Source organism: Photobacterium sp. (genome assembly GCF_057456235.1).
Window position 1 is genome coordinate 313,865 of record NZ_JBVCPH010000003.1, and the last position, 23,279, is coordinate 337,143.

General features: G+C 42.1%; 28 protein-coding genes. 6 read left to right on the forward strand and 22 right to left on the reverse strand.

The genetic code is table 11. The features are described 5' to 3' along the window. Positions 1-292 precede the first annotated feature (292 nt). Positions 293-1,696, reverse strand: coding sequence for an MATE family efflux transporter (locus AC2204_RS05765; protein ID WP_318924525.1), 1,404 nt, complete (start codon positions 1,694-1,696; stop codon positions 293-295). Between the two features lie 159 nt (positions 1,697-1,855). Between AC2204_RS05765 and AC2204_RS05770 the strand changes: the two genes are divergently transcribed. Further along, positions 1,856-2,740: an AraC family transcriptional regulator gene (locus tag AC2204_RS05770; protein ID WP_318924526.1), complete on the forward strand. Its 885-nt coding sequence runs from the start codon at positions 1,856-1,858 to the stop codon at positions 2,738-2,740. A gap of 124 nt (positions 2,741-2,864) precedes the next feature. Next, positions 2,865-3,341, forward strand: coding sequence for a tellurite resistance TerB family protein (locus AC2204_RS05775; protein ID WP_318924527.1), 477 nt, complete (start codon positions 2,865-2,867; stop codon positions 3,339-3,341). 15 nt (positions 3,342-3,356) lie between these two features. Here the strand turns inward: AC2204_RS05775 and AC2204_RS05780 are convergent, their stop codons facing one another. From AC2204_RS05780 to AC2204_RS05795, 4 genes are all read right to left on the reverse strand, one after another. Next, a complete protein-coding gene (locus AC2204_RS05780; protein WP_318924528.1) occupies positions 3,357-3,713 on the reverse strand; it encodes an MmcQ/YjbR family DNA-binding protein in 357 nt (118 codons plus the stop codon). A 154-nt stretch (positions 3,714-3,867) separates the two neighbouring features. Beyond that, positions 3,868-5,577 (reverse strand): diguanylate cyclase, encoded by a 1,710-nt coding sequence (locus AC2204_RS05785; protein WP_318924529.1) that lies wholly within the window; start codon positions 5,575-5,577, stop codon positions 3,868-3,870. 168 nt (positions 5,578-5,745) lie between these two features. After that, the gene (locus AC2204_RS05790; RefSeq protein WP_318924531.1) at positions 5,746-6,933 is read right to left on the reverse strand and encodes an alkaline phosphatase; all 1,188 of its coding nucleotides are present in this window, start codon (positions 6,931-6,933) and stop codon (positions 5,746-5,748) included. A gap of 83 nt (positions 6,934-7,016) precedes the next feature. Next, on the reverse strand, positions 7,017-7,454 hold the full coding sequence (locus tag AC2204_RS05795) for a hypothetical protein (protein WP_318924532.1): 438 nt from the start codon (positions 7,452-7,454) through the stop codon (positions 7,017-7,019). Positions 7,455-7,765: 311 nt separating this feature from the next. Here AC2204_RS05795 and AC2204_RS05800 point away from each other — a divergent pair, with 311 nt between their 5' ends. After that, positions 7,766-8,269 (forward strand): asparaginase domain-containing protein, encoded by a 504-nt coding sequence (locus tag AC2204_RS05800; RefSeq protein ID WP_318924533.1) that lies wholly within the window; start codon positions 7,766-7,768, stop codon positions 8,267-8,269. 885 nt (positions 8,270-9,154) lie between these two features. Here AC2204_RS05800 and AC2204_RS05805 read toward each other — a convergent pair. The 7 genes from AC2204_RS05805 to AC2204_RS05835 all read right to left on the reverse strand — a co-directional run bounded on the left by AC2204_RS05805 (position 9,155) and on the right by AC2204_RS05835 (position 14,592). After that, complete coding sequence (locus AC2204_RS05805) at positions 9,155-9,373, reverse strand: DUF6500 family protein (protein ID WP_318924534.1); 219 nt, start codon at positions 9,371-9,373, stop codon at positions 9,155-9,157. Between the two features lie 919 nt (positions 9,374-10,292). Then, a complete protein-coding gene (gene rhlP / locus AC2204_RS05810; RefSeq protein ID WP_318924535.1) occupies positions 10,293-11,168 on the reverse strand; it encodes a rhombotarget lipoprotein in 876 nt (291 codons plus the stop codon). A 418-nt stretch (positions 11,169-11,586) separates the two neighbouring features. Beyond that, positions 11,587-12,105 carry a macro domain-containing protein gene (locus AC2204_RS05815; RefSeq protein WP_318924536.1) on the reverse strand — a complete coding sequence of 173 codons (519 nt, stop codon included), beginning with the start codon at positions 12,103-12,105 and terminating at the stop codon, positions 11,587-11,589. A gap of 203 nt (positions 12,106-12,308) precedes the next feature. Continuing rightward, entirely contained in the window at positions 12,309-12,890 is a 582-nt protein-coding gene (locus tag AC2204_RS05820) for an HD domain-containing protein (protein ID WP_318924537.1), read from the reverse strand. A 149-nt stretch (positions 12,891-13,039) separates the two neighbouring features. After that, positions 13,040-13,453 carry a nucleoside diphosphate kinase regulator gene (rnk, locus tag AC2204_RS05825; RefSeq protein WP_318924538.1) on the reverse strand — a complete coding sequence of 138 codons (414 nt, stop codon included), beginning with the start codon at positions 13,451-13,453 and terminating at the stop codon, positions 13,040-13,042. A 160-nt stretch (positions 13,454-13,613) separates the two neighbouring features. Further along, positions 13,614-14,162 (reverse strand): cysteine hydrolase family protein, encoded by a 549-nt coding sequence (locus AC2204_RS05830; RefSeq protein WP_318924539.1) that lies wholly within the window; start codon positions 14,160-14,162, stop codon positions 13,614-13,616. A 292-nt stretch (positions 14,163-14,454) separates the two neighbouring features. After that, the gene (locus tag AC2204_RS05835; RefSeq protein WP_318924540.1) at positions 14,455-14,592 is read right to left on the reverse strand and encodes an integrase; all 138 of its coding nucleotides are present in this window, start codon (positions 14,590-14,592) and stop codon (positions 14,455-14,457) included. A gap of 1,284 nt (positions 14,593-15,876) precedes the next feature. Here AC2204_RS05835 and AC2204_RS05840 point away from each other — a divergent pair. The 3 genes from AC2204_RS05840 (at position 15,877) to AC2204_RS05850 (ending at position 18,224) form a co-directional block, all read left to right on the forward strand. Then, the gene (locus AC2204_RS05840) at positions 15,877-17,163 is read left to right on the forward strand and encodes a radical SAM protein (protein WP_318924541.1); all 1,287 of its coding nucleotides are present in this window, start codon (positions 15,877-15,879) and stop codon (positions 17,161-17,163) included. 101 nt (positions 17,164-17,264) lie between these two features. Next, positions 17,265-17,429: a hypothetical protein gene (locus tag AC2204_RS05845; protein ID WP_318924542.1), complete on the forward strand. Its 165-nt coding sequence runs from the start codon at positions 17,265-17,267 to the stop codon at positions 17,427-17,429. A 537-nt stretch (positions 17,430-17,966) separates the two neighbouring features. Further along, a complete protein-coding gene (locus AC2204_RS05850) occupies positions 17,967-18,224 on the forward strand; it encodes a GNAT family N-acetyltransferase (RefSeq protein WP_413466678.1) in 258 nt (85 codons plus the stop codon). Here the strand turns inward: AC2204_RS05850 and AC2204_RS05855 are convergent. The 10 genes from AC2204_RS05855 to AC2204_RS05900 form a co-directional block, all read right to left on the reverse strand. Further along, complete coding sequence (locus AC2204_RS05855) at positions 18,208-18,504, reverse strand: MarR family transcriptional regulator (protein ID WP_318924543.1); 297 nt, start codon at positions 18,502-18,504, stop codon at positions 18,208-18,210. The two genes, AC2204_RS05850 and AC2204_RS05855, sit on opposite strands and share 17 nt — an antisense overlap. Before the next feature lie 61 nt (positions 18,505-18,565). Continuing rightward, positions 18,566-19,642, reverse strand: coding sequence for a hypothetical protein (locus AC2204_RS05860; protein ID WP_318924544.1), 1,077 nt, complete (start codon positions 19,640-19,642; stop codon positions 18,566-18,568). A 4-nt stretch (positions 19,643-19,646) separates the two neighbouring features. Beyond that, positions 19,647-19,850: a hypothetical protein gene (locus tag AC2204_RS05865; protein ID WP_318924545.1), complete on the reverse strand. Its 204-nt coding sequence runs from the start codon at positions 19,848-19,850 to the stop codon at positions 19,647-19,649. Continuing rightward, positions 19,840-20,214, reverse strand: a complete 375-nt coding sequence (locus tag AC2204_RS05870) for a phage tail protein (protein WP_318924546.1) — start codon at positions 20,212-20,214, stop codon at positions 19,840-19,842. Before AC2204_RS05870 ends, AC2204_RS05865 begins: the two co-directional genes overlap by 11 nt. 3 nt (positions 20,215-20,217) lie before the next feature. Further along, a complete protein-coding gene (locus AC2204_RS05875; protein ID WP_318924547.1) occupies positions 20,218-20,457 on the reverse strand; it encodes a hypothetical protein in 240 nt (79 codons plus the stop codon). Continuing rightward, positions 20,441-20,734, reverse strand: a complete 294-nt coding sequence (locus AC2204_RS05880; protein WP_318924548.1) for a glycine zipper domain-containing protein — start codon at positions 20,732-20,734, stop codon at positions 20,441-20,443. The genes AC2204_RS05875 and AC2204_RS05880 overlap by 17 nt, the downstream gene beginning before the upstream one ends. Positions 20,735-20,993: 259 nt before the next feature. Beyond that, positions 20,994-21,269: an Rz1-like lysis system protein LysC gene (lysC, locus tag AC2204_RS05885; RefSeq protein WP_486766997.1), complete on the reverse strand. Its 276-nt coding sequence runs from the start codon at positions 21,267-21,269 to the stop codon at positions 20,994-20,996. Then, positions 21,208-21,576 (reverse strand): DUF2570 family protein, encoded by a 369-nt coding sequence (locus tag AC2204_RS05890; RefSeq protein ID WP_318924549.1) that lies wholly within the window; start codon positions 21,574-21,576, stop codon positions 21,208-21,210. Before AC2204_RS05890 ends, lysC begins: the two co-directional genes overlap by 62 nt. Continuing rightward, positions 21,558-22,064 carry a lysozyme gene (locus tag AC2204_RS05895; RefSeq protein WP_318924550.1) on the reverse strand — a complete coding sequence of 169 codons (507 nt, stop codon included), beginning with the start codon at positions 22,062-22,064 and terminating at the stop codon, positions 21,558-21,560. The genes AC2204_RS05890 and AC2204_RS05895 overlap by 19 nt, the downstream gene beginning before the upstream one ends. After that, positions 22,045-22,257, reverse strand: coding sequence for an HP1 family phage holin (locus AC2204_RS05900; RefSeq protein ID WP_318924551.1), 213 nt, complete (start codon positions 22,255-22,257; stop codon positions 22,045-22,047). The genes AC2204_RS05895 and AC2204_RS05900 overlap by 20 nt, the downstream gene beginning before the upstream one ends. Positions 22,258-23,279: the final 1,022 nt, after the last annotated feature.

A 23,279-nucleotide genomic window follows, 5' to 3' on the forward strand; every position in this document is an offset into this window, starting at 1 on the left:
AACGTCTGATTGAGGTGTATTTGACAAACTCAACGGAATTCCTGACTTTTCAATTTGAAAGTAATAAATAGTAATAAAAACAGGTTCGATTCTACCACATTTCTCACACCTGATCCGGCTGCCACAAAAATCATAAATTAAGAAACAAACGAACAGTAAAAAAAATGAAGCAACGAACTGAAGACACAAAAAAGCAGAGTCGGATATACCTACCCAGACTCTGCTTTTGAACACACTTTTACTCGCGACTCGTCATTAGAACCTAGAACCTAGATACTAAATATACGCTTCTTCAGGCAGCCAAACACTCCTTGTCACTATCAGGTAATTCGTCATTAATCAGGTTGGTTAACCAGTGGCGACCTCTAATACGATGTGTCGTCAGTACGACTTTAACTAACTCTTCAGCCAGTATCGCCAGCATCACCCAGTGTAATGGCCAGCCAAGGTAAATACCGGTAAAGATCGCAAGTGGGATACCAACGCCCCATTGCGCAAACAAGTCAATGAATATGCTGTAGCGAATATCGCCGCCGCTTCTCAACACCCCGCCAATACCTACCATATTAAACACTTTCAGGCACAGGCCCAGTCCCAGTACCAAGGTAACATTGATAGCCATTTCCATATTTGGGGCCTCTGTTTTAGCCAGCAAGCTACCGATACCATCCTGGAACAGGATGACTGTCATACCTAGCAACAGTGCGAGCGATGCACTCAGCCCAACAAACCACCATGACTGATGCCAGGCTCGTTGATAGTTCTCTGCGCCCAGTTCATGACCAAGAATGGTTGAAGCCGCTACCGCAAAACCAATAAAGCCAGAGATCAGAACACCTTCAATGGGCGACAACAGACTGATAATGGCCAGTTCTGTCACTCCAAGCTGCCCGATAATGTAATTATAAACCAACAGACCCATCGCCCAGCCACCATCATGAATAATCATCGGCAGTGCCACTGACAAGTACTTCTTACGCGCTTTAGGGACAACAGCATTATCTACATCTTTGGCTTTTGGCAAAATCTCATTATACTTTCGGTAAGTCACCCACAGTAATACCACCGTCTGGATACCACGGGAGATCGTTGTTCCTAACGCGGCACCCGCTACCCCCATCTCAGGGAAGCCATACAGGCCGAAGATCAATAAGGCATTCAGCAGCGCATTGATCAGCACCGCAATCAGCCCCACAACAGTCGGCATTTTAGCCACACCGACAGCACGAAGTGCCGATTCGAGTGGCACAACAATGGCGGTAAAAATGATGCTCCAGCCGCACACAAACAGATACGTTGTGGCATGTTCGACAAAGGCGGGATCATCGGTAATCAAGCTGACAATACTTTCAGGCTCCAGACGGTACAAAAGGGCAAAAGGTATCGTAAAAACAACCGCACAGACCCACGACTGAAGCAAAGTACGACGCACACCATCCATTCTTCCGGCACCGAAAAACTGTGCGGCAAGTACACCAACAGCACCACTTACACCGATAGTTATCAGTAAGTTAAAGAAGAATATCCGATTACCAACGCCGACCGCAGCGATCTGGGATTCACCCAGCTTTGACACCATCATAATGTCGACTAAACCTAAGACGGCAAAAAGCATCGACTGCATCGAAACGGGTATCGCTAAACGCCAGGTTTTATTCCAGAACTCTTTATCTGCGGCCGTTCGCCAATTTTGCATTTTTGCCTCCTTATTATTGTTTTTTGTGTGATGTGATTCATATTCCCAAAGCGTGATGTGAATCATACTCGCAAAGAATGAAAACGACTTATGCTTGCGTCTCAATAACTTTTGCAAAACTATCAAACATCAAAATAACTGATGGAATAAAATCACCTGATGAATTGGCCTGAGCACTTCCAAATTTCTGATCTCTGCCGCACAACGACTATCGATCAGGGTCAGCTTATTGCTTTAGAGAAGCATAAGATTATTCAATGCGGCATAAATTACGCCCGTGATAGCTTCACGATTTACCGTCGTAATCCTAATATGCACATGCTGCTATTCACTTGTTGCGGTGAAGGATGGCTGGAAACTCCGTTAAGAAAATGGAAACTTGAACCCGGCAGTGTTATTTATGTGCCGCCCGGCTATGCCAATGGTTTTGGTATGAACCTAGATGATAAAGAGGGCGCAAATGAGGGCAGCGATGAAAGCAATATCTGGGATATCGCCTGGGTTATGCTCAGCGACAATGGCGAATGGGAAAACATTATGCCGAAAGAGGTGACATACAGTAAAACTCAATGTGGTGATATGTTAAGAAAAACCATCGACTGCCTGCATCAGTCGATGTCACTGCCCTATCCCGTCGGCAATCAATTAGGAAACAGCCTGGTTGAACAGATCAATTTGCTGGTGTCTCACCGGCTACCTACATCAATGCCGACTTCACTGCAGCGTTTAGAGAAAGTGTTTGATCGCGCCAAAGAACAATTTCATCGAAGCTGGCAGGTTTCAGAACTTGCCGAACTTCACCCTTGTTCAGAGCCCCACTTTCATCGCTTATGTCAGCAATACTATGGACACGGCCCCATGGCCCATTTAACACGATTGCGAATGGAATATGCGGCTCGCCTGCTCAGTGCTACTGACTGGCCAATCCAGCATATCTGCGAACTAAGCGGCTATCCTAACCCGGGCAATTTCAGCACCCGTTTCAAAAAATGGAGTTCACTGACACCAAGAGAGTTCAGGCAACGCTTCCGCCACAATCCTTAGCTGTAGCTGACTCTCTAGTAGAAAATCACTCCGCAAACCTTGAATTATGGGAATAAACACCCAAAGTAATGCAATATAGATATACAGTATTCTGTATGACGTTTCGTTCACCAAGAGGCAACTTATGTTTACTCAATTACGTACCCTGTTCCGCAAAGTGATGCTCGAAGGGGGCGAAAGCGGCATTTTTCAAGAGGGTGCGGAGGATAATACCCCTGCAATGAACCTCGCGATGGCCTCACTACTCTGTGAAGTCGCCAATGCCGATCACGATATCGCCCCCCGGGAAGAGTCAGCCAAAATACACTTGCTCGTTCTGCTACTCGATATCAGTGAAAATGAAGCCAAAGAACTGCTGGCTAAAGCCGTTACCCAAAGTAAACAGTCAGTATCATTATTCGATTTCACCACAAAGTTACGTGCTTTGATGCCGGAAGAACGCTTTCAGCTTATTGAAGCTATGTGGCAGGTTGCTTATGCCGATGGCATCGTCGAACCAATAGAAGAAGCGGTCATTCGACAGGTTTCGGACTTAATTTATCTCGAGCACTCAGAGTTTATTCGAGCGAAAATTTCAGCCAAGAATAACGTTAAGCTATAACTGTTTATGACTATGCTAAATTTGTTCAAGTTCCTGCTTGTTCGCTTTCGTTAATTTACTAACAACAAGTGAATATGAACCATTAGCCAAATCAATCAGCATGGATTCCGATACTTCTCCAGAGAGCAAGATCGTGATCCAATGCTTCTTATTCATATAGTAACCCGGAGTAATAGACTCAAACTGGCTTGTCAGTACCTCACCATCAGCAGGCGCACATTTCAATGTAACCCTGGGTATGTCGTCTAGCTGTGAAACAAGCGCAAACATCTTGCCCATCACCTTAAAGACGAGGGCTTCGGGCCCAAAAGGATAACTGGACTCAGAACCCCGCAAACCAGACAGGTAGTTTTCAATATCAACTTTTCCCATTAGACCTAACCTTATGTTGTATATGGTAAAACATATTAACAAAGACGGTTATGGCATGAAAATGAATCAACAACTAAAGAAGCATTTCCTGTTAACTACGCGGGCTAGACCTCACTTCACGCGTAAACAGTTATATGGATTACTTAACCCATTTTTATTCAGCGGCGAACGCAACTTGCCGCAACATTTTCGATTCAACCAGAGTGTCTACTCTATCCGGTATCATCGCTAATTGAGTTTCAGAGATTGAAGATTCGGCATAATAGCCACACCAAGCGTTTCTGCCCGCCACTTTTGCTTTATATAAACCATAATCGGCCAGCTCTAATGCAGTCTGCCAGCTTTCTCGTGATATTGCGGGCTGATCACATATCGGAAAACAGGCAAACCCTGTTGAGATAGTGACAGAGAGAGACTTATCCTGATCAGAGCCAAACCGGAACGCTTCAATACATGTTCTGACTCGCTCTGCCAACTTTTGACTATGGTCCTCTCCCTGACAAGCGGCAACGACTAAAAATTCTTCACCGCCCATGCGCACCACATGATCATTTTCACGGAAAATAGAATTGAGAATATTTGCCAACTGGATCAAAACCATGTCTCCGGTTGCATGGCCATAATTGTCGTTCAACTTTTTAAAATGATCGACATCAATAACCAACAATAACTTTTTCTGGTTGGGATCATGCAGCACATTTCTGCTCACACGTGCCATTAAGCGTTCTAGGTAGCGTCGATTGTGTAATTTAGTAAGAGGATCGGTTAATGCCTCTTCTTCCAGGTTCGCTGAGTGCTCTTTCAGTGCTTGCTGAGTCTTAATCAACCTCTTCGCCATCTGTCGGTATTTATGGTAGAGCAAGGTAATTTCATCACCGTTATTAATTGTTGGCAGCGAAGAGAGTGTCTTCTCATTACCCAATTGATCCATGGAGTTGGCCAGCTCCGACAAAGGATCCAACACGACTTTTTTTACCCGCCGATAAGCAAACCAGGAACAAAATATGCCGACAATAATCAGTCCTAATATGGCGATCATGATTGCTTTCAATGATTCAATAAACCCGGTTCTCTGTTTATCAATTGTTAACGTAAAATCAGCGTCACCTTTGTAGTCGCGAATAAGGGCTTTTGCTCTGATTTCTGTAAGGCTTAGTCTCTTAATATAATAATCAGTACTGATGGTAAGCGATTTTCTGAATACTCCAACCTCATTCAAATCAGCCGGGGAAAAAAGAACAGACTTCTGTAATTGATTGCTAAATTCTTGTGTGAACTGATGATTCAACCAAAGGCCCGTAATGAACCAACCTCGTGAGGGTCCTTTTTTATGACTGGTTAAAACAGGCCTGGCGGCAATAAAAAGAGTACCTAAGTGCGTTGAAAAGTAACCATCTAACCCTTCCGGTGATTGACTTAATTCACTCTTAAACCGTTCAGACCAGACCCCGTCAACTGTCGGCGCTCCCGGGTAGCCAGTATCCACACTGTCAGGTTTGAAGTAACGCCCCCATACAATCTCGCCATCTGACGTTGCTATTGTTATAAAGCTAACGTTGGCAATACGCAAAGTATCATCATTTAAGTTTGATTGTTCAAAATTGGGCGCTTCAGCGACTAAATAACGGTAGGTATCATCCCAATAAGCCCAATCATTTGCGTAGTGGCCCAAACGTATGAGTTCGCGGTCGAGCGTATTGATGGCTTGATGCAGATCGCTTTCAATCGTCTCTTCCTCTACCTTCCAGATGCTCGGAAGAAACACAATCACGACTACAAATAAAATCATCGCGGTGAGCAGAGCAGAAACACCAAAAAATGAAAAGGCAATTTTATGCTTAATTGACGAGTGCTGATTTACCACCGAGGGGACACCTTAACCATTCTTGTTGTTCCAAAAAGGCATGTGTATCCACTCACCCCCAACATACCAATTGAGTATAATTTATTGACTCTGTTCAATCTAGTTGTTATCGATTGAGTCGTGATATGTAATCACAAAAGAGAGATTAAAAATATAATACCGCTTAAGTTAGTCGTCGCTAAGAGCACCATGCATGACACTATGAACAAATGTATTGTCATGTACGCCGGATAATCTTTCAGACGCCGGACCTTGTGATGTTATTGGCACATTGACTGCAGTATGCCCTGTCGTTGACCAATTAACATAAAACAAATTTCCATCCGCGGTACTAAATGGCCCATCTTCGCTAGCCAAACCATTCGGTGACGGTGAAACTGACATGCCACCCGTTTCATGATCTGCCGTTACGATAATCAATGTATCACGATCAATAAATGAAAATTGCCTGGCAACCTCAACGGCTTCATCAAAGTCTATCGTATCGGAAATAGCATTGGTCGCATCATTATTATGACTAGCCCAATCAATTTGACCGCCTTCGACCATCAAAAAGAAACCATTTGTTTCTTTCGAAAGTATATCTATCGCACGTTGGGTCATTTCAGCTAATGAAGGAGAAAAAGGGCGTATCAGGCCTTCATCACCAAAAAGTCCAAGTAACTTTGGCGATGTTGACGAATCGATTGCTCTAAATGAAGGTAAATCGCATACATAGGTGTATCCAATTGATATCGCTTCCTGAATGAGGTTTCTTCCATCACCTCTTTCTCCCGCTTCCGGATAGCAGCCACTTTCTGAGCTTGGGAGAAATTCATCCTCTCCACCGCCGAGCAATACATCAATATCTGCATGCAACATCTGAAGTGCAATATTTGTCATCATAGCTCTATTTTCAACATGCGCATAAAATGCAGCTGGGGTTGCATGTGTGATCTGTACCGTAGTTACCAAACCAACAAGCTTATCTTGATTTTTTGCATCTTCTAATATTGTTGGAACAAACCCGAGGTTAGCATCCAGCCCTATAACACCATTGTTTGTTTTTACTCCCGTCGCTAATGCTGTTGCCCCTGCAGCAGAATCAGTGATAAGACTATCAGCAGAATACGTCTGTAAAAAGCCTCTTGTTGGCATGTTGTCCATGGAAAGTCTGCCTGCAGATCCTACTTTTACCAAACGCGCCGCTTTTCGATGTTCCTCCCCCATGCCATCGCCAATGAATAAAATAATATTTTTTGCTTCTGAGGTCACGACAGGTGGAATAAAAACAGAATCAATCTCACTATCACCACATTTAAATATAAAAGTTGCCACATAAATAACCAGGAAGACTCTCAATAGAGTGATTTCCATATTCAACCTCTACTTTATCATTGGCAAATATCAATCTAAACCTAGCAGAAAAATCAATTTATTGAGTTCTGATTTCCGTTGTTTTAGAAATACGTCATCATTTCAGTATCGACACTTTCAATATGTTCAGCCAGAACGTTTTCAGGCAAGTCTTCATTATCTTTACCCACGCCACCGTTCGGGTTTGCCTCAAACCATTCCGATTTTAACTGTGCTAGCATCAGCTTTCTTTTCCAGCGAGTGAAATCAAGAACAAAATCATCGCGCTCTGGCACAATAGTGCTACCACCCTCTGCGCAATGGCACCCTATATTCGCTACTTTGCGGGCGGCGATTACCGCATCTTGCTGGCTGGCATCAAGTCGCCCCCATGCTTCATGCAAGTTCTTGTAAAACCCTTTAAACACAGACATATCACCGGTAACAAAACCATAGCTAAAAGTTTCGCTGGTTGAACCGCCACGCCTTGCCAGACCAATTAATACAATTCGTTCTGCACGGGTCAGTTGTTCAAATCCCATAATGAAATCCTTCTTCCTGGTTTTAAAGTCGTTCAAGCTTTAAGATCAAGTCTTTGCAATCCGGATACTTTAATGCCGTCATAGATAGTAATCGTGCAATTGTGGATAGTGTTCTGACATAGCATTTCACTTATTAAGAACCTAATCATATTTTAGCCGTACGGATACCATTCACGCGATTTTTGAATTTCGCACGAAATACGATAGTTTGACTGTGACTTCGATAACCAGACGACGCTCTAGCGAACGCAAATACACCGAGTCATCTGTCGCTAACTATACTTACCCTTATTGCTCCTTAGGAGGCTGATATGAGCAGAAACTACAATGAAGAAAGAATTCAAATTCTCGTTACCGGCGGTACTATTGATTCCTACTATGATATTGATGCCAGTACAACTTTATGCCATCAACAAACCGCCATTCCCGAATTCATAACCAGATTCGGCCAACTTTCAAACGACGAATTCGAACTCACCGAGATCTGCATGAAAGATAGCCGGAATATTAATCACCAGGATATTGAAAAGATACATATCTCGATTAGCCTCAGTAACTGCTGCCGCCACATTATCACTCATGGCACTTTTACGCTGTTCGACAGTGCTCGTCGGCTACAAATTCTATTAGCAAAAAATCATGGTCAAACTATTATTTTTACAGGAGCAATGTGGCCATTAGTCGGATTTTCACCCAACGATGCCGGCTTTAATTTGGGTTCCGCTTTTCTGGCGGCCCGGCTCGCCCCTCCGGGTATCTATGTCGCGTTTAACGGAAAGCTTTACCAACCAGATGATCTCGAAGGCTTGCACTAGTTACATTAAAGTGAGACAACGAAAACCGGCCAGAAAACGGCACGGCCACAAGTGTATTAGTCTGATTTGATGCCTTAATTCGCGTCTGTTAAAGAGGGAGGAAAAAGCTTCGCCAGCAGATTAGTGTAACGACGTTTGGTCAGTTCAGTTGCTTGGCGACCCGTACCACAACCACTATCGAGGATCCGCAGCTGCTTGTTGTATCCAGACTCCTGTTCGATAAAGTTACACTCACCTAAAGTGCCTTGAGTAAAAAATTGAAAATATCACATGATGGGCGTCAACGAGTAATTGGAGCCCTGTTCAGGATTCAAGCGACACCAAGCCAAATCGTGAACAGAACCAATACAATATTAGACAAAAACACCCTGAGCGAGTATATCGGATAAGACAGATGTCAAGAGTATTGCTGTCAATACCATGAAACCATCTTTATAATTTCTTCGTGTGAAATTTAAATTTTTTCAGTGCAAAATCAAGACATGTAGCAATCGCAATGTATGTAATAACATTAATAACAAGTAGCGTTAAATCGAATGGGTCAGAAAAAACATTAAAGCCAAATCCAAAATGGTCAGTAAGAAAATCACCGACCATTACAGCTAGAAATATGACAATTAAATTCATGAAGATTTTTCTCTTTGATGTACCAGGAACTAAAGTGAGAAATATACAGTATTAACACTAGTATTTCTTGTTTCCCTTAACCATTTGTTACAGCTTTCTATCTTGATGACTGAATGCCTGACCCGTTAAGGGCTGAACAACGCCAACCAGACGACAATCCATTATTGTTCCATCAATATGGAAGCGGATTAAAGTTAAAACACCAAGCGTAATGAATCCCTTTTGGACGCCTTGTATGGCCGTAAACCTGATAGCTTGCTACTTGCCATCCTCCATCATGGCTATGATTTTTTTCGCTTTCTCGAAATGATCGAGTTGATGAGTTTGAATCCACCACGTTGCCGCTTCCATCAACAATTCTGGCGCATCATTCTTGTTAGCGAAGAATGCGTAAAAAGAGACACCTACGTTGTCTCCTTTTTGCTCTATTTTTTTAGTACAGACTTCTATGACTTTTTCGCGTAATGAATGGCGCATTTCAGGCCTTTGAGTTGAAGTAAGAATTACATAAACATTACATAGCGTTGCCACAACAAGCAACCCGAAAACTGTATTTATACACAGTATTACCACTGTCGACAATTATCGTGGTTTCGCCAGGTTTCAAATCGCATGCAGTGACGTTTACGTCACAAATATCGACTAGCCCAAGAAATAGTAAAGTATAGAAGTAACAAGCATCACAGCTCTGTCAGCGCCTTTGCCGAACTGTCATAATGACCTCAGAAGTAGTCATTGGGGTTAAGAAACCGAACGTTATTGTCATATTCTTCTTTGAATTCAATGCCTTTCGCACCAAAAAATCGACTGTTCCCTGGCCAGCACTCCTTGCTGAATTGACAGTAGATAAAATAATCACGTTCGAGTCTGTTCTGCAAAAAACTATATAATATCTCTGGAGTTGCAGCCACCAAGGTTCTTGTTATTGTCATCTGCTACCTCCATCTATTGATTAGACTTCTGCGGTTAACATCTACCTCGACTGCACCGTACTATAAGTTAAGAACGAAAACCCCAAATATGCAACTAATGTAATAGATATAATTTTTTATGTGATGACCCTAAATGTCGAGATAAAACCATGACGATGGTTTGTAGGGACGGGAAACTGTACACCTCTGTCGATCTAGTTAACATCAGTAATTGTAGTGGTCAAGTAAAATTTAGGCTCTAATCGTTTATTAAAAAACGTAGGCTTTAGCCTGAAAGGAACAATGGAACTGTATGGTTCACAAAACAATCTCTACGACTACAACGGATAACAATACCGTACAAACAACTTTGGTGGATAGCCAACACTCGGCGTTTTTTAACCTTTCTGAAGCTTAAAACATTGACAAACTTTAGTTAAGCACTTAATTATAAACACTTAGTTTAACATTAGGCATTAAGTACCCTATCTGGGAGAGTATTTTGAGTAACCATGCCTGACAGCCCCAAAGAGCAAAAACATCATTATCATTTCCAACAACCCAATAGAACCACCACTATAGCCTTCTCGGTGTACAACTTTAACTTGCTCGGGGTCTTGTTTTATTTTCTCTTTGAACTTTTCCAGCTGCACCTCTAAGTTCGAAATCATATTATCCGTTGCTTCATCGTAGCTCCTGACACTATCCTTTCGTAATTCTTCACTCAGGTTTATTGGTGTTGAACTCCCTTTTACATTACTGGTGCCAGGCGCTCGGAATAACATATTTTTGCTTTGTATGTCATATACAGCTGTATCTAACATGGTGCTAGTATCATTCTTCTCACCTGAAATCACATACGCGCCAACTAACGTCCAGTAAGCTAATGAAAGCAGCCCTTCGTCAGTAAATTGAATTTGATCGTATGAAACCAGAGCGATTATATCGATTCCGTACATGGTACGTATTTGTTCAAGGTTAGAAAATCCACCTCCGGCAGCTAAATAGGCTGATGGTATAACTTCAATGTCACTGACAAATTCCTGACCTCTGAAATTTTCTGCTACTTTTTCGAGGAGGTCTGTTTTATTTGCTTCGGTAAGTGATCCACCAACCGTAACTCCAGACCACATATTAACCCCTCTTAATCTGGAAGATTGTTCAGGAACAAAGGCTATCCCAACCTTAACAGGAAGATTTAGTACAGGGATTGAAGGCTGCACTATTGCTTCAGACTCTGTTGGATAAAGATAGTCAACAACGCTACTTTTCGTTCTGATCTGTTGACCGGCACACCCGGATATTAACGCTACCAAAATCACCATCCAGTAAGGAGCAGCTTTACCAATTTGTAAATTCATTTTTCCACCTTCAAAATTCACCAATGTCTTGGTTTATGGAAAATCCAACGTCTGCCTGAAGAAGCTTTAAATTTCATTAGCCTCTCGATCTAACTTGATAAATCGTTCATCGCTGGGATTTTGATTGTTTTATAAATCTCAATAAACTTACCCCACAACCTCAGATCGTAATTCCAACAAGTATCGAAAGATTTATGTCTATCGCATGCAAAGTAAAAAACACTCTAGATATACCCCTTAGATAACAACAGTAACTTTTACATTTTTACCTTGTACTTTAGATATCACTTATATATGTATAGCAAAAAGTTCCATCGTGTGCATATGTAATAATTCGAATATCCATATCTGATTTGGGGAAAGTGGGATTATTGTGACGACAGAAATGAAGCTCTCCTTGCTCTTAGCACGAAAATGGTTAGTTATACCTATTACTTTTTGCACAACGCCATATATCTACCATCTGGCGACCAATTAGGTAGAAGTAGATTTTAAGCGCTTGAAATTCATCGCGACTACAGACACCAAGCGCAACCTCCGCAGCCTCTTGATGAGGATAGCCATATACACCGCAAGATATCGCAGGGAATGCTACTGTCTGACAATGATTCTCTATAGCCAAACGAAGCGAGTTTAAATAAGCAGATTCAAGCAATTCTCTCGGATTAGCAACGTGTTTATATATAGGTCCAACAGTATGAATTACATACTTTGAAGGCAGATTTCCTGCCGAGGTAATTCGTGCTTCTCCAACTGGGCAGCGAATGCCATTTACAGGCTTAACCTTAAAACATTCTTCTCGTAAACCAGGGCCGGCCGCTCGATGAATGGCTCCATCAACGCCACCACCTCCCAACATTTTGGGATTTGCTGCATTCACGATTGCATCGACATTTGCTTTTGTTAAATCGCCTTCAACGATAAAGATATTATTCATTCGTATTAAAGCCCTGTTACAACATCTCCTCTAAAACTTGCATTGAACCTCTAGAAACTACTTGTAGTGGAAGAATGGAAGCTGAATGTTGGTGGGTGTTCGAGGTAGATGTTTAGTGAAAATCGGTCACTATAGAGTAACCGCTTTTGTAGATACTCGTCGAGATTAACGTTTGCAATGTGTTGATGCTTTGTAAAGTGCCCTTAGTTCAACAGGCCATCTTTCACTGCTTGTTGTAATTGAACTTCAAGCACATCCCAAAGCTGGTGACTACCTTCTGATATACGACTGCCATTCAAGGAAAAAACTTTCTCTTTCGGGATATTATGTTTTTTCCAACTATGCCCATTATCATGAAGATTATGAAGTAAAGGTGGAACACGATCGATTGCCTTCGCATACTTTGATTCGGGAGTTTCTCCAGCTTCAAACTCATACCATAACGACAGATATTCATCACCTTGGCCTTGCGGCAAAATATCAATAAGTCGTTTTATCCCTGACTCTTCATTCAATTTATTCTCAGTTGTTTCACTTGAATAAATGATTTTGTCACCAGCATCTATCTCCCCTAAATCGTGAATCAACAGCATCTTTATCACATGATTGATATCCACAAGTTCATTGGCGTAATCTTTAAGCATTAGGGCGGAAAGACAAACATGCCAACTATGTTCGGCTGAATTCTCATAGCGTCGCAGGCCTACTGGACGAGTTTTACGTATAACCGATTTTAACTTTTCAACTTCAACTATAAAGTCTAAAATTTGCGTGATTTCATTCATCTAAATACCTTCCTTGGGCATTAACGCCTGTAATAAGGTGTGCCAACGCTGAACCCGCCAAGCACACCTAACTCCATACTAAAGCTGCCGAGTTAAGGCATCACCATAATTGCCTTATATGCACCAGGCTGCAAAAATGTACAGAACATCTAACGATGATAGTCTCCACTACGCTCTGGCTGATATAAAATTTCTTCAATGCGTACACTCAACATTCCACCGCCCGGCTTTGGCCATTCTATTTCATCGCCTTGGGACAACCCGAGAAGAGCACTACCCACGGGGGCAAGTATTGAGATATTGTCTGCTTTAGCATTAACATCTTTAGGGTATACCAGCGTCAAACAGAACTTTTCTTTTGAAGATTTAACTATAAATCTGACAGTTGAGTTCATTGTCACCACTGTAGATGGAACATCCTTCGGCTCTACAATTTGAGCTCTGTCCAACTCATCTTCTAAAGATTGCTTACCCGGGAAGGAATTATGAGGTAATGAATCCAGAATATTATCCAGCCTTTCTGCATCAAGTGACGAAATAATAATTTTTGGTTTTGTGTTCATTCTATCTTCCTTTAAATCTATATTTTACAGATAAGTACAACATTATGAGGGATGTATAACGCCTACAATAAGCTGTGCCAACTCTGAACTAGCCAAGCATACCGAACTCCAAACCAAAAAGCCGAATGTAAGGCGTCACCTTGATGGCATTGTATGCCTGTTACTGTAAACTTAAATATTGCTCTGTTGATGATATTTCAGCAAATGGACCATTCAAAGCAGCGATGAAAGCAGTCTGCACATCAACGGCTTTAAGAAGACGGCCATTGAACTCTAAATCTCGTGTTGCACATGCATCAGCAACAACTTGACACTTGTACCCTAAATCAAAGGCCGCACGAGTTGTTGTATCTATACACATGTGAGTCATTGCCCCACAAATAACGACTTCTTCAATACCCGCCCGTTGGAGCATTTCATGAAGTTCAGTATCACGGAACGAGTTAGGATAATGCTTAACAAGTACTGGTTCCTTACCGTGAGGTTTTACACTTTTATGAATTTCACATCCTTGAGTATTTGGAACAAAAAATGTTGCCCCTTCTTTGATTGCGAGATGTTGAATGTGGAAAATTGGAGCTTGTTTATTACGGAAAGTATCTAGTAACCTTTCACAATTTGAAGCCGCTGCGTCCATTTCGACCAATTCCATGTTCCCGCCACTGAAATAGTCATTTTGAACATCTATTACAAGTAATCCCTGTTTCATTATTCACTATCCTTAATATTTACGCTAAACATGAATATTGGCATATAACATTTTATTATACGGACACCTTTCGAATATCCTTCACCAATCGAAAGATATAAAGGAAATATGCGAATTTGGATCACATATCTTCTTAAGCTCTCTCATCGCCCTCAAGTAACAGCTCTAATCATCCCACGCAAACTGTCTATAAAAACAAGCAATTTCGCACAATTATATGTACATATTACTCGGAACATATTGAACTGCAAATGAAACGTAACGAATATGTGTATCGAAGGATAATCTGCTTTTACTGCTTGAACTCTATCGCCTCAAACAACCGATCCGCATACGCTTCAAGCTGATTGTCTAACCAATCCTGATTGTTGTAGACGGCAAGTCCCCCACCCAGCTCATGACCTAACATCTTTTTTACTACACGTGGCATTACACCAAGTTCTGAAACACCCGTTGAAAGTGATCGCCTGAAGTCGTGGGTTCGCCAGCTTTCTTATGGCTAGTTGTCACGTATACGCCGGATATAACGATTAGCCCCTGAAATGGTAATAGGGCTGTTTAACTAAGGGGCAGGAAACAATACATCATCACTGCTTTCCATATGATTTTCCATTACTCGTTCTAGTATCGCTCTCGATTTAGTGGGGATTGATCGGCGGATAGGCTTATTGGCTTATTGGCTTATTGGCTTTGCAGCATGCATGTCAAAGTGTGATCGCCTGGCTAAGCGCAGCTCTGACAGCCGGTTGTACCAACATGCCTTTTCACAACTCACACCACCCGTTCTTCATAATCATTGGTTTATGATCCCCTCCATCTAATCTAATTCCGCAGTCGTCATAATTCTCTGTTATTATGACCAAAGACAACAGATCATTAACTGTGCAGAAGATTATAATGAGCAACAATGAAAACCAGCCAACACTGTTTTGGTTAGTTTATGAGACGATCACTTTAATCTATTGTTTTATAAAGACTATATATTTAAGAGCCGATTACTAGGACGCAGTGTGGACACATTACACAATCGATTATTTAGCGTAATTCCATAACAGTACAAATCATAGCTGAAAAATAAAACCAGGCTACCTCCCCTTTCAGGAATCAATTCATCCCTTATATTGAGTAACACTATTATAAGCAATATCCAAAATACTGGGCGGAATGCTGACTTAGTGCCTTGCAAAAGCCCGATTTAGCGACGAAAACCAGAAAAAGCATTACCATTCAAGGCATTAAACCTACTAGCATTATTGTTTATAACGGTTTTTAAATACCCCTTTTTTGCCCCCATGACCTAAGCCAAATTTCTTCGATTCATATACGCCTAAAAAACTACACGACTATTGATGCGGGCTAATTTGGCAGCTTTAGCTTACTTCTGCCACAAAGCTTGATAACACAGTTATTTAGTTGTGTTTATCAACCATAACTTTTGCCCAAATTTCCCTTATGTTACTTGTTTTGTGATATGAATCGGACTGCCTAGTTTTCTTTGCTTGCAAGGTTGGCTATGCTGATGAATGAAGTCTTGGTGACGTGATAGCGGTAGCGCATGATATATAACCTGTTGCTACACATCACATCGTAGCCCACATGCTTTCGCTAATTGGCTTAAGTTGAAATTGCCGCTATTTCCAGAACTATATAGATCTGTTATGTGGCAGAAAGCAATATATACGGTTGTTAGGCTGTTTGAATAGGTAGCACTGTCGTGAATAACTATGGATTAAATAAGTATGTTTTCGAGGTTGGTTATGACAAGGAAAACTCTATACTTTATAATTCAATAAACAGGGCCACTGTTTTATTGGAACGAGAAAAGCTACAGGATGGGGTGATACGTGGCAGTGAGGGTGAACTAGATGAGTTACGACGACTTGGATTTTTTCTGAGTGACGTAGAAGCTATTTCTCATATTCAGAATACGTATAATAATTTTTACTCCAACCGTCTAGAAATCATTATTGAACTAACAGAAAAATGCAATATGGATTGTGTTTACTGTTATCAGTCTCAATGGAATAAGAATTCCAATATTTCATCAGCAACAATAGACAAAACAATTAAATATATTGAGAATTGTTTTAAGACTGGAGAGTACTCAGGTCTTCAATTTTATTTTTTTGGTGGTGAGCCGTTACTACAAAAAAGAAAGATATTAGAAATTTACAAAAAAGCCAAATCTATTTGTGAAAATCATAATGCTCTAATCTGGATACACATTGATACTAATGGTGTATTGTTAGCTCCTGAATTTATTGAAGAATTTGATAACTTACGGGTCGCAGTCTCTCTAACTCTTCAGGTGGATCATGACAAAAAACGGCTAACAAGAGGAAATAAGGCTAATTATATAGCCATTGAAAGGAATATTGTCAGTTGTAATCGTATTTTTATAAATGATTCAAGAAAAGAATTAATAATCAGGTATAATTCTGATTCAACAAACAAGAAATATTTACCAGAATTCTTCGGGCACATGAAGAACCTTGGAATCAAATACACGCCAAAGATAGCTTATACACACGAGCACAAATATAACCATTACAAGAACGGCATGTCATATGATGAGTTCAAATTATGGAACTCATCCCAAGTAATAGATCTGTCTATTGAGCACGGGTTAAACGTGTTGCAAAGCCCTAGTCTCCTTAAAACTCCATGTAGGGCATACTATCGACATAACATAAAAATTTTTGCAGATGGTAGGGTTGGATTATGCAATGGAGATTTTACGGGAAGAAAGTGCTTAAAAATTAATGATATATATACAAATCCCAATAAATTGCTTGAACTCGCTCAAGAAAAAAACATGAGCCCATTTAATAATGATACTTGCATTAGTTGCCGAGAAATAGCTATTTGTGGCGGCAAACACTTTTGTCGAGATAATCCGTGCAACTATGGAACTGTTGATTTAGAAATTTTTCTTCGCACGTATGTTAAACAGACTTTATTGGGAAATCAGCATTACTTCAGAGGCTTTTTTCAAGAATAGTTGTTCATAAGCCCTAAACTAAGCGCACGCTTTATATGTAGTCTTAACTGTTCAAATTGAGCAACGATACCTGCAACTCTAACTATGAATGAGGTGAAACAATGAAAGTAGTAAATTCCGATAGTGGCCCTAAAAAAGACGATGATAAAACGAAAGAAGACGAAAAAGAAATCACTGAAACAACTGAGGACGAGAAGCCAAGCGACGATGAAAAAGGCGATCAAGTTGTGTGTTGTGGTAGCTGCTCTGGGTCTGGGATGGACTAGTTTAGACAGCTATTGCAGGCCGCCTAAAGCCTAACATGTGCATCAACTCGAACCAAATAAAGCGGCGCTTTCTCTTGGCTCCGCTTTAGTTGGTCGGTTATGTTTGCGTTTTCTATACATTTACTAATTTAATCCTGACACGTTAGATTAAAAGCACTAACAAACTTCTGTCCAAAGCAGCTCATACCGGTTAGCTCGAGCTGCATAGCAACTCTCATTCATCGTGATAAATCATCAATACGTTACGCATAACGCGCATAGTCCAAATGACGCCGGGCTACTTCTGATGCAAGCCCGGTGGTGGTGACCAAAGAGCCCGAAAAATTTTTATTTCGCGAGATGTCGCATCGTATGCAGAGATTTACTTGCTAGAAGAACCTATGTTCTAATACATTCAATATGTTACAAGGAGGTTCGAAGAATGCTATTTGAAATCAACATCGAAGATATGACTTATGATCTAGAAGTAAGACGAGAGTTGCCTTGGTTTTCTTTCATCATTAAAGAGATAAGGGTTATAGAGAACCAGTCCTTCGCTTGCACATTTCAATCAAGGAAGATGGGCTGTTCATTGGAGACATCTACATCCATGATTACTCCAGACGCTCCGGCGGGATTGGAAATGCAGTCTTATCTCTAGCAATTCAATTAGCCCGACGCAAAGGCTATGAAAGAATTTATGGCTACTGTTCAGTTGGTGAGTCCAACCCGGTTCACAACTTCTACCGAAGGTTAGGATTTGATATTTACCCAGAGACTGGTCTCCTAGATCTCAGGCTTAACGATAATATTTAAATTCAACACCTCCAGTTTGAAGAACACCCACAGACCTCTGAAGGTAACACTTTTCAAAAAGCCGTCTTAACAAGGAACTCGCCCAACTGGGAGACACTTGGCAACGTGTAGCTATCATCAACGCGGTCACCTCCTCCTGTTCTTTAATCGACTTAAGCACTCGCAACTGTGTCTTACTCAGCTTAACCAATCCAACCTGGTGCGGAACCACACGCGCAATACTTACCAAACTCAGGTCGATTGGGCCGCTTTGAGCCAAATTATCCATTCGTTTTATCATCCTCTGGGGTTTAGCGTGAGATCTTCATTTTGAGCAGGTCTGACGCGGGTTAAAGTGGGAGCTAAATATGATCCGAGACAGGCGTAAAACAGTTACACCAGCAGTTTTTTAGCCAATTATGATAGGCTTCTAGGGCTTCTCTCTTTTGCTTTTCCATATGAGTGTGAATATAGGCTTGATCTAGTTTATCCCTTGCGTGATTCAACAATGCTTCACCGACAATGTAATCAACACCCAATTCAGCCCAGACAGTACGCGCCCGTTTTCTCAGGTCATGAGCCGCCCATTCTTTTTTAGCAATAGCACGGATCCAATCACTTGCCTTAGCCCCATAGATTGGCTTATTGCTGTGCTTTGAAACAGGAAAGACTGAGTCACTTCTATAACCTAGCTCAATTTGCCATTCACGGTATGAGCGCAGTAACTTAAACGGCTTGCTGCCAGTCTTAACCTCTTTTCTACTGCCATCTTCGGTCGGAACATAAAACGCACGTACCCCATTAAACTCAGACCGACCATCGAGATCGGCACTCAAGCTAATGAAATTTGTATTCTCGGTAGTATTACCTTGAGGAAGTGACAGCGTAATGGCTTCAATGTCTGTACCCGTTGCGGATTTCTGTTTACCAATGGGTACAAAAATATATTTACTTTCAACAGGTTTAGCGACGGCATCATATTGTTTTGCCAACCGGTTAAGAAAAGCTGGAGTGCTTTCTTCTGTCCGATCCAAATGCTGGATTACAATTTTTTGTAATTCAGGATGAACAAATAAAGCAAAGCCATGGGGAGTAACACAATCACCGACAACCTGACTAAGCGTCGCATTATCCCAACTGAGTGACTTACGTTCTCTGTATCCGGTCACGTCATTAATCGAGAATGGGCTAACAGTAAGCACCAGTTTAACTTCACGCGGGTGCAACTCAATGGAGCGCTGAGAGATCTCAAACACATCACGTTTCACTTCTCCCAAATACACGGTGTATTTCTCACCTTTGGGCGGTATACCGTCAATATCATCAGAGTTAATCGTCAATGTCAGGTTATCCCCTTCAGTGCCGTTGCCATCTGTTAAGCGCCATGATTTCAGGCGAGATAAAATCAATTCGCTGTTTTTACCCATTAATTTAAACATTCTCTTAGTCCCAACTTCGATTCACTGTTTTCAGGTTTTGTTTATGAGTGGGTTGCGGGAGAGTCACAGCCATATCAGCCGTAAATAGCTCCCCCCTGACACCCGGATTAATGCGATAAAACTCCGCCTCAACCTGATCGTCATCCTGTCCTGTGTGTTGATATAAAATATCGGTGATCAACTCACCTTTATTAACGTTAACTCTCACCTCGATACTCCAACAGTTGCAAGCTCACCTCGGTCACCATATTGCGGCCATCATGAACAAAATCAGTTTTACCTTCTGTCAGGCTTTTAATGGTCCAACGGCCAAGGTTTTCACCCTGGCCGTTGCTGACTTGCTGCGGTTCGTCGATTAAGCCACGCAATGCTTCCACATTGTCATGAGCTCCATAACGGAGCCATTTCGCAGTAATATCGATGGTTTCTAGTGGTCTGCCTGTTTTTTCAGAAGTCGCGTTATCGACTAACGGCACCTCAGAAAAGGCACCTTTGGTAGTACGCGTAAATTTAGTGAGCGGCGTATGAGCAGACACCGAAAACACAAACGCACCAATAACAAGATGTTGCATCGCTTACCCCTGATCGATCGCTGCATAGCCAAACTGTTTAGTCATGGTGTTGCCGCCCATTAAATAGCTATATTGCTGATTCATTTTCTCTACGGCAGCATTAGCGACAGCGCTTGGATCTTGTAGAGCTGCACCATTAACTTGAATGACCGGAGCAAAATGCACATTGCCACGTTGCCTTGCTTCAGCCTCTTTCATTTGCACATCATTCACTTTCTTGGCGGTTTCATTGGGCAAAATCAAGTTGGCTACCAAACCAACTACCGATCATTTCACCGCCCATGCCACCAGCAATCGCGCCAACTAATCCACCAATGGCAGTCCCGATCACCGGTACCACAGAACCAATAGCCGCACCTGCTGCAGCCCCCGCCAGCGAACCACCAATGTCACCAATAGCGCCACCAGCTTGTTCCATATCACCATTCACTATTCCGTTAAGACGTTTTCGAACAGTCGAGCGGTGAGAACCAAACTGCTCTAATTCACTGGTATTCCAGAGCCGTTTTTCATTATTCATAACCACCCTCGATAAAAGTAATCCCGTCTCTCCGGGTGTCACGCCATTGTTCGCCTCGGCCTGACGTTGGCCTTAATGTCGCGGGATACGCGAGGCTAATACCTTTTTGATTCTTATATTGCGCTCAGGAGTAAGGAGCTCCGTCGTGGCTAACAACTAAGACGGCGAGGTACTGACGCAGGAAAGTAAAACTAAGCAAAGCTAATAAGGAACGGGCGACTAGGTTTTAACGGTGGACGACCACCCAATAGGTAATGACTTATTCGCCCGTATTCGGGTTAACGTTCAAGAAGCCGTAGAAGGTTCTCAAACGTTGAATTTTGTTGGCGCACTCCTTCCAGGAAGCGAACCATAAAGGATCACGTTCAACCGCCTCGCCATACGTGGCGGGAGGCAATTCAAACGGTTGTAAGCATAAGGTAAGGTCTGAAGCGGGAGGCTTAACAAACACCTCCCGATATTCAGTGACAATTTCAGTTGTAGTGCATCCGCTTAATAACGCTGTCAGGCAAAGGCTGAGAATAACAATCTTCATGTTGTATCACCGTCCGAACCTCTTTCACTTTAACCAGAGCATCGCGCCTTAACGTCAATACCTCGCGCTGATTTTCATCAGCGGCCTGTTGCGCCGCATCACGATCCAACAACAACGCCTGCATTTGGTTATCAAGCGCTTGGTTCTTGGCAGTAAGAGACTTAACAGAAAGGTTGGAAGTTATAAGCTGTGTGCTTAGATTTTCGTTTACTTGAGATTGGGAATAATTGAATAAGAGGCTGACAAACAAGAGAAAGCCCGACACCAAAACTGAAGTACGCTTTAATGCTAGTGAACATTCAAACACACCTCCTTTTCGGCGTTTCTTCGACGAACCAAGCCCTTCAAGCGTTTACCATCGGCATACACCCAGCGAGTAAGTTCGTTACAGGCTCCGGTATAATCTTTGGTATTCAGTTTTTTCAGCAACGTCGATTGTTTGAAGTTCCCTGCCCCAACGTTAAAAACAAAGCTGACGAACGCATCAAACTGGAATTGTTCGAGTGGTACCGTTACCTGCTTATCAATCACGGCCTCAGCCGATTGCACATCTTTCACCAGGTTATCGACCACCTCTTCATGTGTAACCACAGAATCGGGGCTGACGCCGACGGTATGGCCGAAGCCATTGGTCCAGACATTGGCAAAGCATTGATAAGTATTAAGCTGGCACCCTTCATAATCGGTTATCAGCTTAAGCCCGACGTCACTGGTTTTTAATGTGCCGGTTGGCAAAGCAGATAACAGACCAACGATAACAACAGCGATACAGCGTTTAGCCGTTGATATCTTCATACAGCTCCCTCAACTGGGGATGCTGCTGCAACAACTTGAAGCTTTTCTTTCGGTAGTGGCGATTGACACAGAACGTACCAATCGCCAACCCCACGCCAATAATGGTGGCCCAATCTTGTAGTGATAACGCCCCGAAGAAAGCCAACAGCCAGGCGAAGAAATACGCCAAAGCTGAATTGAGTTTTTCTTGCATGCTTTTCACCCATAAAAAAAGCGCCGCTGATCTGAAGACCAAAGGCGCCGATTCTTGTTGATAGTGCTAAAACGAAAAAACCCCGCCAATCAGGCGAGGTTTCTCAACATGGTAATGTTGCCCCATTCAAGGGTGAGTGTCAACAATCAGGTTGAAAATGTACGGATAATTAGACGCTCGAATTTTTCATCAAAACGTACCATCCCGATAATCTACTAATTTTAAGTGCTTTTATCATAAAATAGAGTAATAACTTTGATGTGTAACATACACTTAATGACGGATTTTAAGGCATAATGTCCCGCAAAATTTCTTGCCCTTTTTGGTTGTGAGGCTGTGACTCAAGGGCGGTAGCGTGCTTATAACAAGATATGTGCATGAAAAATATGCCTTTCCCCTGATATTCCTGAGAATAGATCTTCATGTTCTTGGGAATAGGTTGGGACGTAGCGATCACAGATCGTATAGGTCCAATTCAGGAAAGATATGCGATCTATGATCGTTGTATAAAATGTTAAATGTGGGCGCGTAGTATTTTGTCGGTTCCGCGAGCCGCAATTTTGACATTGTTGGTTGTGGTTATTTTCTCGCAAATTGCGGTGATGCTTTCGAGCATGAAGAGTAACTTCAGCGTCGTATGCCAGAAATTCAGTGATCTTTAGGCTTTTTGGTTTACCGCAATCACCGCCATTAAGTCAGCAAATTAGTTTCAACGGCTTGCCGCAATCGAAATTTTCATGATGGAGAATTAAATCCGTATAAATTGCGGCATTGAAGTTCGGCAAAGGATAGTTTTGCGAACCGGTGCCTCTGGCTTCGGTGAATGTCGCTGAAATTTTATCTATGTTATTGAGTTGGCAGCGTGTTGTGAAGCCCACACTTAACACATATGAGCCTTCGGGCGTCAAGCAGTAAAGCGAATCCTATCGGCCGCGTTAGCGGTCGACTGAAAGTCGATTAACAAGCGCGTCCTTTTCGTTAGTCAGAGCAGCCGGTCAAGTCACGCTTGCGGCAAACACATA

Coding starts and splice junctions, on each gene's coding strand:
- AC2204_RS05805 (WP_318924534.1), bottom strand. CDS start 9,373: ATGCGCCATTCATTACGCGAAAAAGTCATAGAAGTCTGTACTAAAAAA.
- AC2204_RS05880 (WP_318924548.1), bottom strand. CDS start 20,734: ATGAATAATGAAAAACGGCTCTGGAATACCAGTGAATTAGAGCAGTTT.
- AC2204_RS05835 (WP_318924540.1), bottom strand. CDS start 14,592: ATGCCACGTGTAGTAAAAAAGATGTTAGGTCATGAGCTGGGTGGGGGA.
- AC2204_RS05870 (WP_318924546.1), bottom strand. CDS start 20,214: ATGCAACATCTTGTTATTGGTGCGTTTGTGTTTTCGGTGTCTGCTCAT.
- AC2204_RS05855 (WP_318924543.1), bottom strand. CDS start 18,504: ATGATAAAACGAATGGATAATTTGGCTCAAAGCGGCCCAATCGACCTG.
- AC2204_RS05780 (WP_318924528.1), bottom strand. CDS start 3,713: ATGGGAAAAGTTGATATTGAAAACTACCTGTCTGGTTTGCGGGGTTCT.
- rhlP (WP_318924535.1), bottom strand. CDS start 11,168: ATGAATTTACAAATTGGTAAAGCTGCTCCTTACTGGATGGTGATTTTG.
- AC2204_RS05845 (WP_318924542.1), top strand. CDS start 17,265: ATGAAAGTAGTAAATTCCGATAGTGGCCCTAAAAAAGACGATGATAAA.
- AC2204_RS05790 (WP_318924531.1), bottom strand. CDS start 6,933: ATGGAAATCACTCTATTGAGAGTCTTCCTGGTTATTTATGTGGCAACT.
- AC2204_RS05765 (WP_318924525.1), bottom strand. CDS start 1,696: ATGCAAAATTGGCGAACGGCCGCAGATAAAGAGTTCTGGAATAAAACC.
- AC2204_RS05860 (WP_318924544.1), bottom strand. CDS start 19,642: ATGTTTAAATTAATGGGTAAAAACAGCGAATTGATTTTATCTCGCCTG.
- AC2204_RS05820 (WP_318924537.1), bottom strand. CDS start 12,890: ATGAATGAAATCACGCAAATTTTAGACTTTATAGTTGAAGTTGAAAAG.
- AC2204_RS05770 (WP_318924526.1), top strand. CDS start 1,856: ATGAATTGGCCTGAGCACTTCCAAATTTCTGATCTCTGCCGCACAACG.
- rnk (WP_318924538.1), bottom strand. CDS start 13,453: ATGAACACAAAACCAAAAATTATTATTTCGTCACTTGATGCAGAAAGG.
- AC2204_RS05895 (WP_318924550.1), bottom strand. CDS start 22,064: ATGAAGATATCAACGGCTAAACGCTGTATCGCTGTTGTTATCGTTGGT.
- AC2204_RS05775 (WP_318924527.1), top strand. CDS start 2,865: ATGTTTACTCAATTACGTACCCTGTTCCGCAAAGTGATGCTCGAAGGG.
- AC2204_RS05900 (WP_318924551.1), bottom strand. CDS start 22,257: ATGCAAGAAAAACTCAATTCAGCTTTGGCGTATTTCTTCGCCTGGCTG.
- AC2204_RS05795 (WP_318924532.1), bottom strand. CDS start 7,454: ATGGGATTTGAACAACTGACCCGTGCAGAACGAATTGTATTAATTGGT.
- AC2204_RS05815 (WP_318924536.1), bottom strand. CDS start 12,105: ATGAATAATATCTTTATCGTTGAAGGCGATTTAACAAAAGCAAATGTC.
- AC2204_RS05830 (WP_318924539.1), bottom strand. CDS start 14,162: ATGAAACAGGGATTACTTGTAATAGATGTTCAAAATGACTATTTCAGT.
- lysC (WP_486766997.1), bottom strand. CDS start 21,269: ATGAAGATTGTTATTCTCAGCCTTTGCCTGACAGCGTTATTAAGCGGA.
- AC2204_RS05800 (WP_318924533.1), top strand. CDS start 7,766: ATGAGCAGAAACTACAATGAAGAAAGAATTCAAATTCTCGTTACCGGC.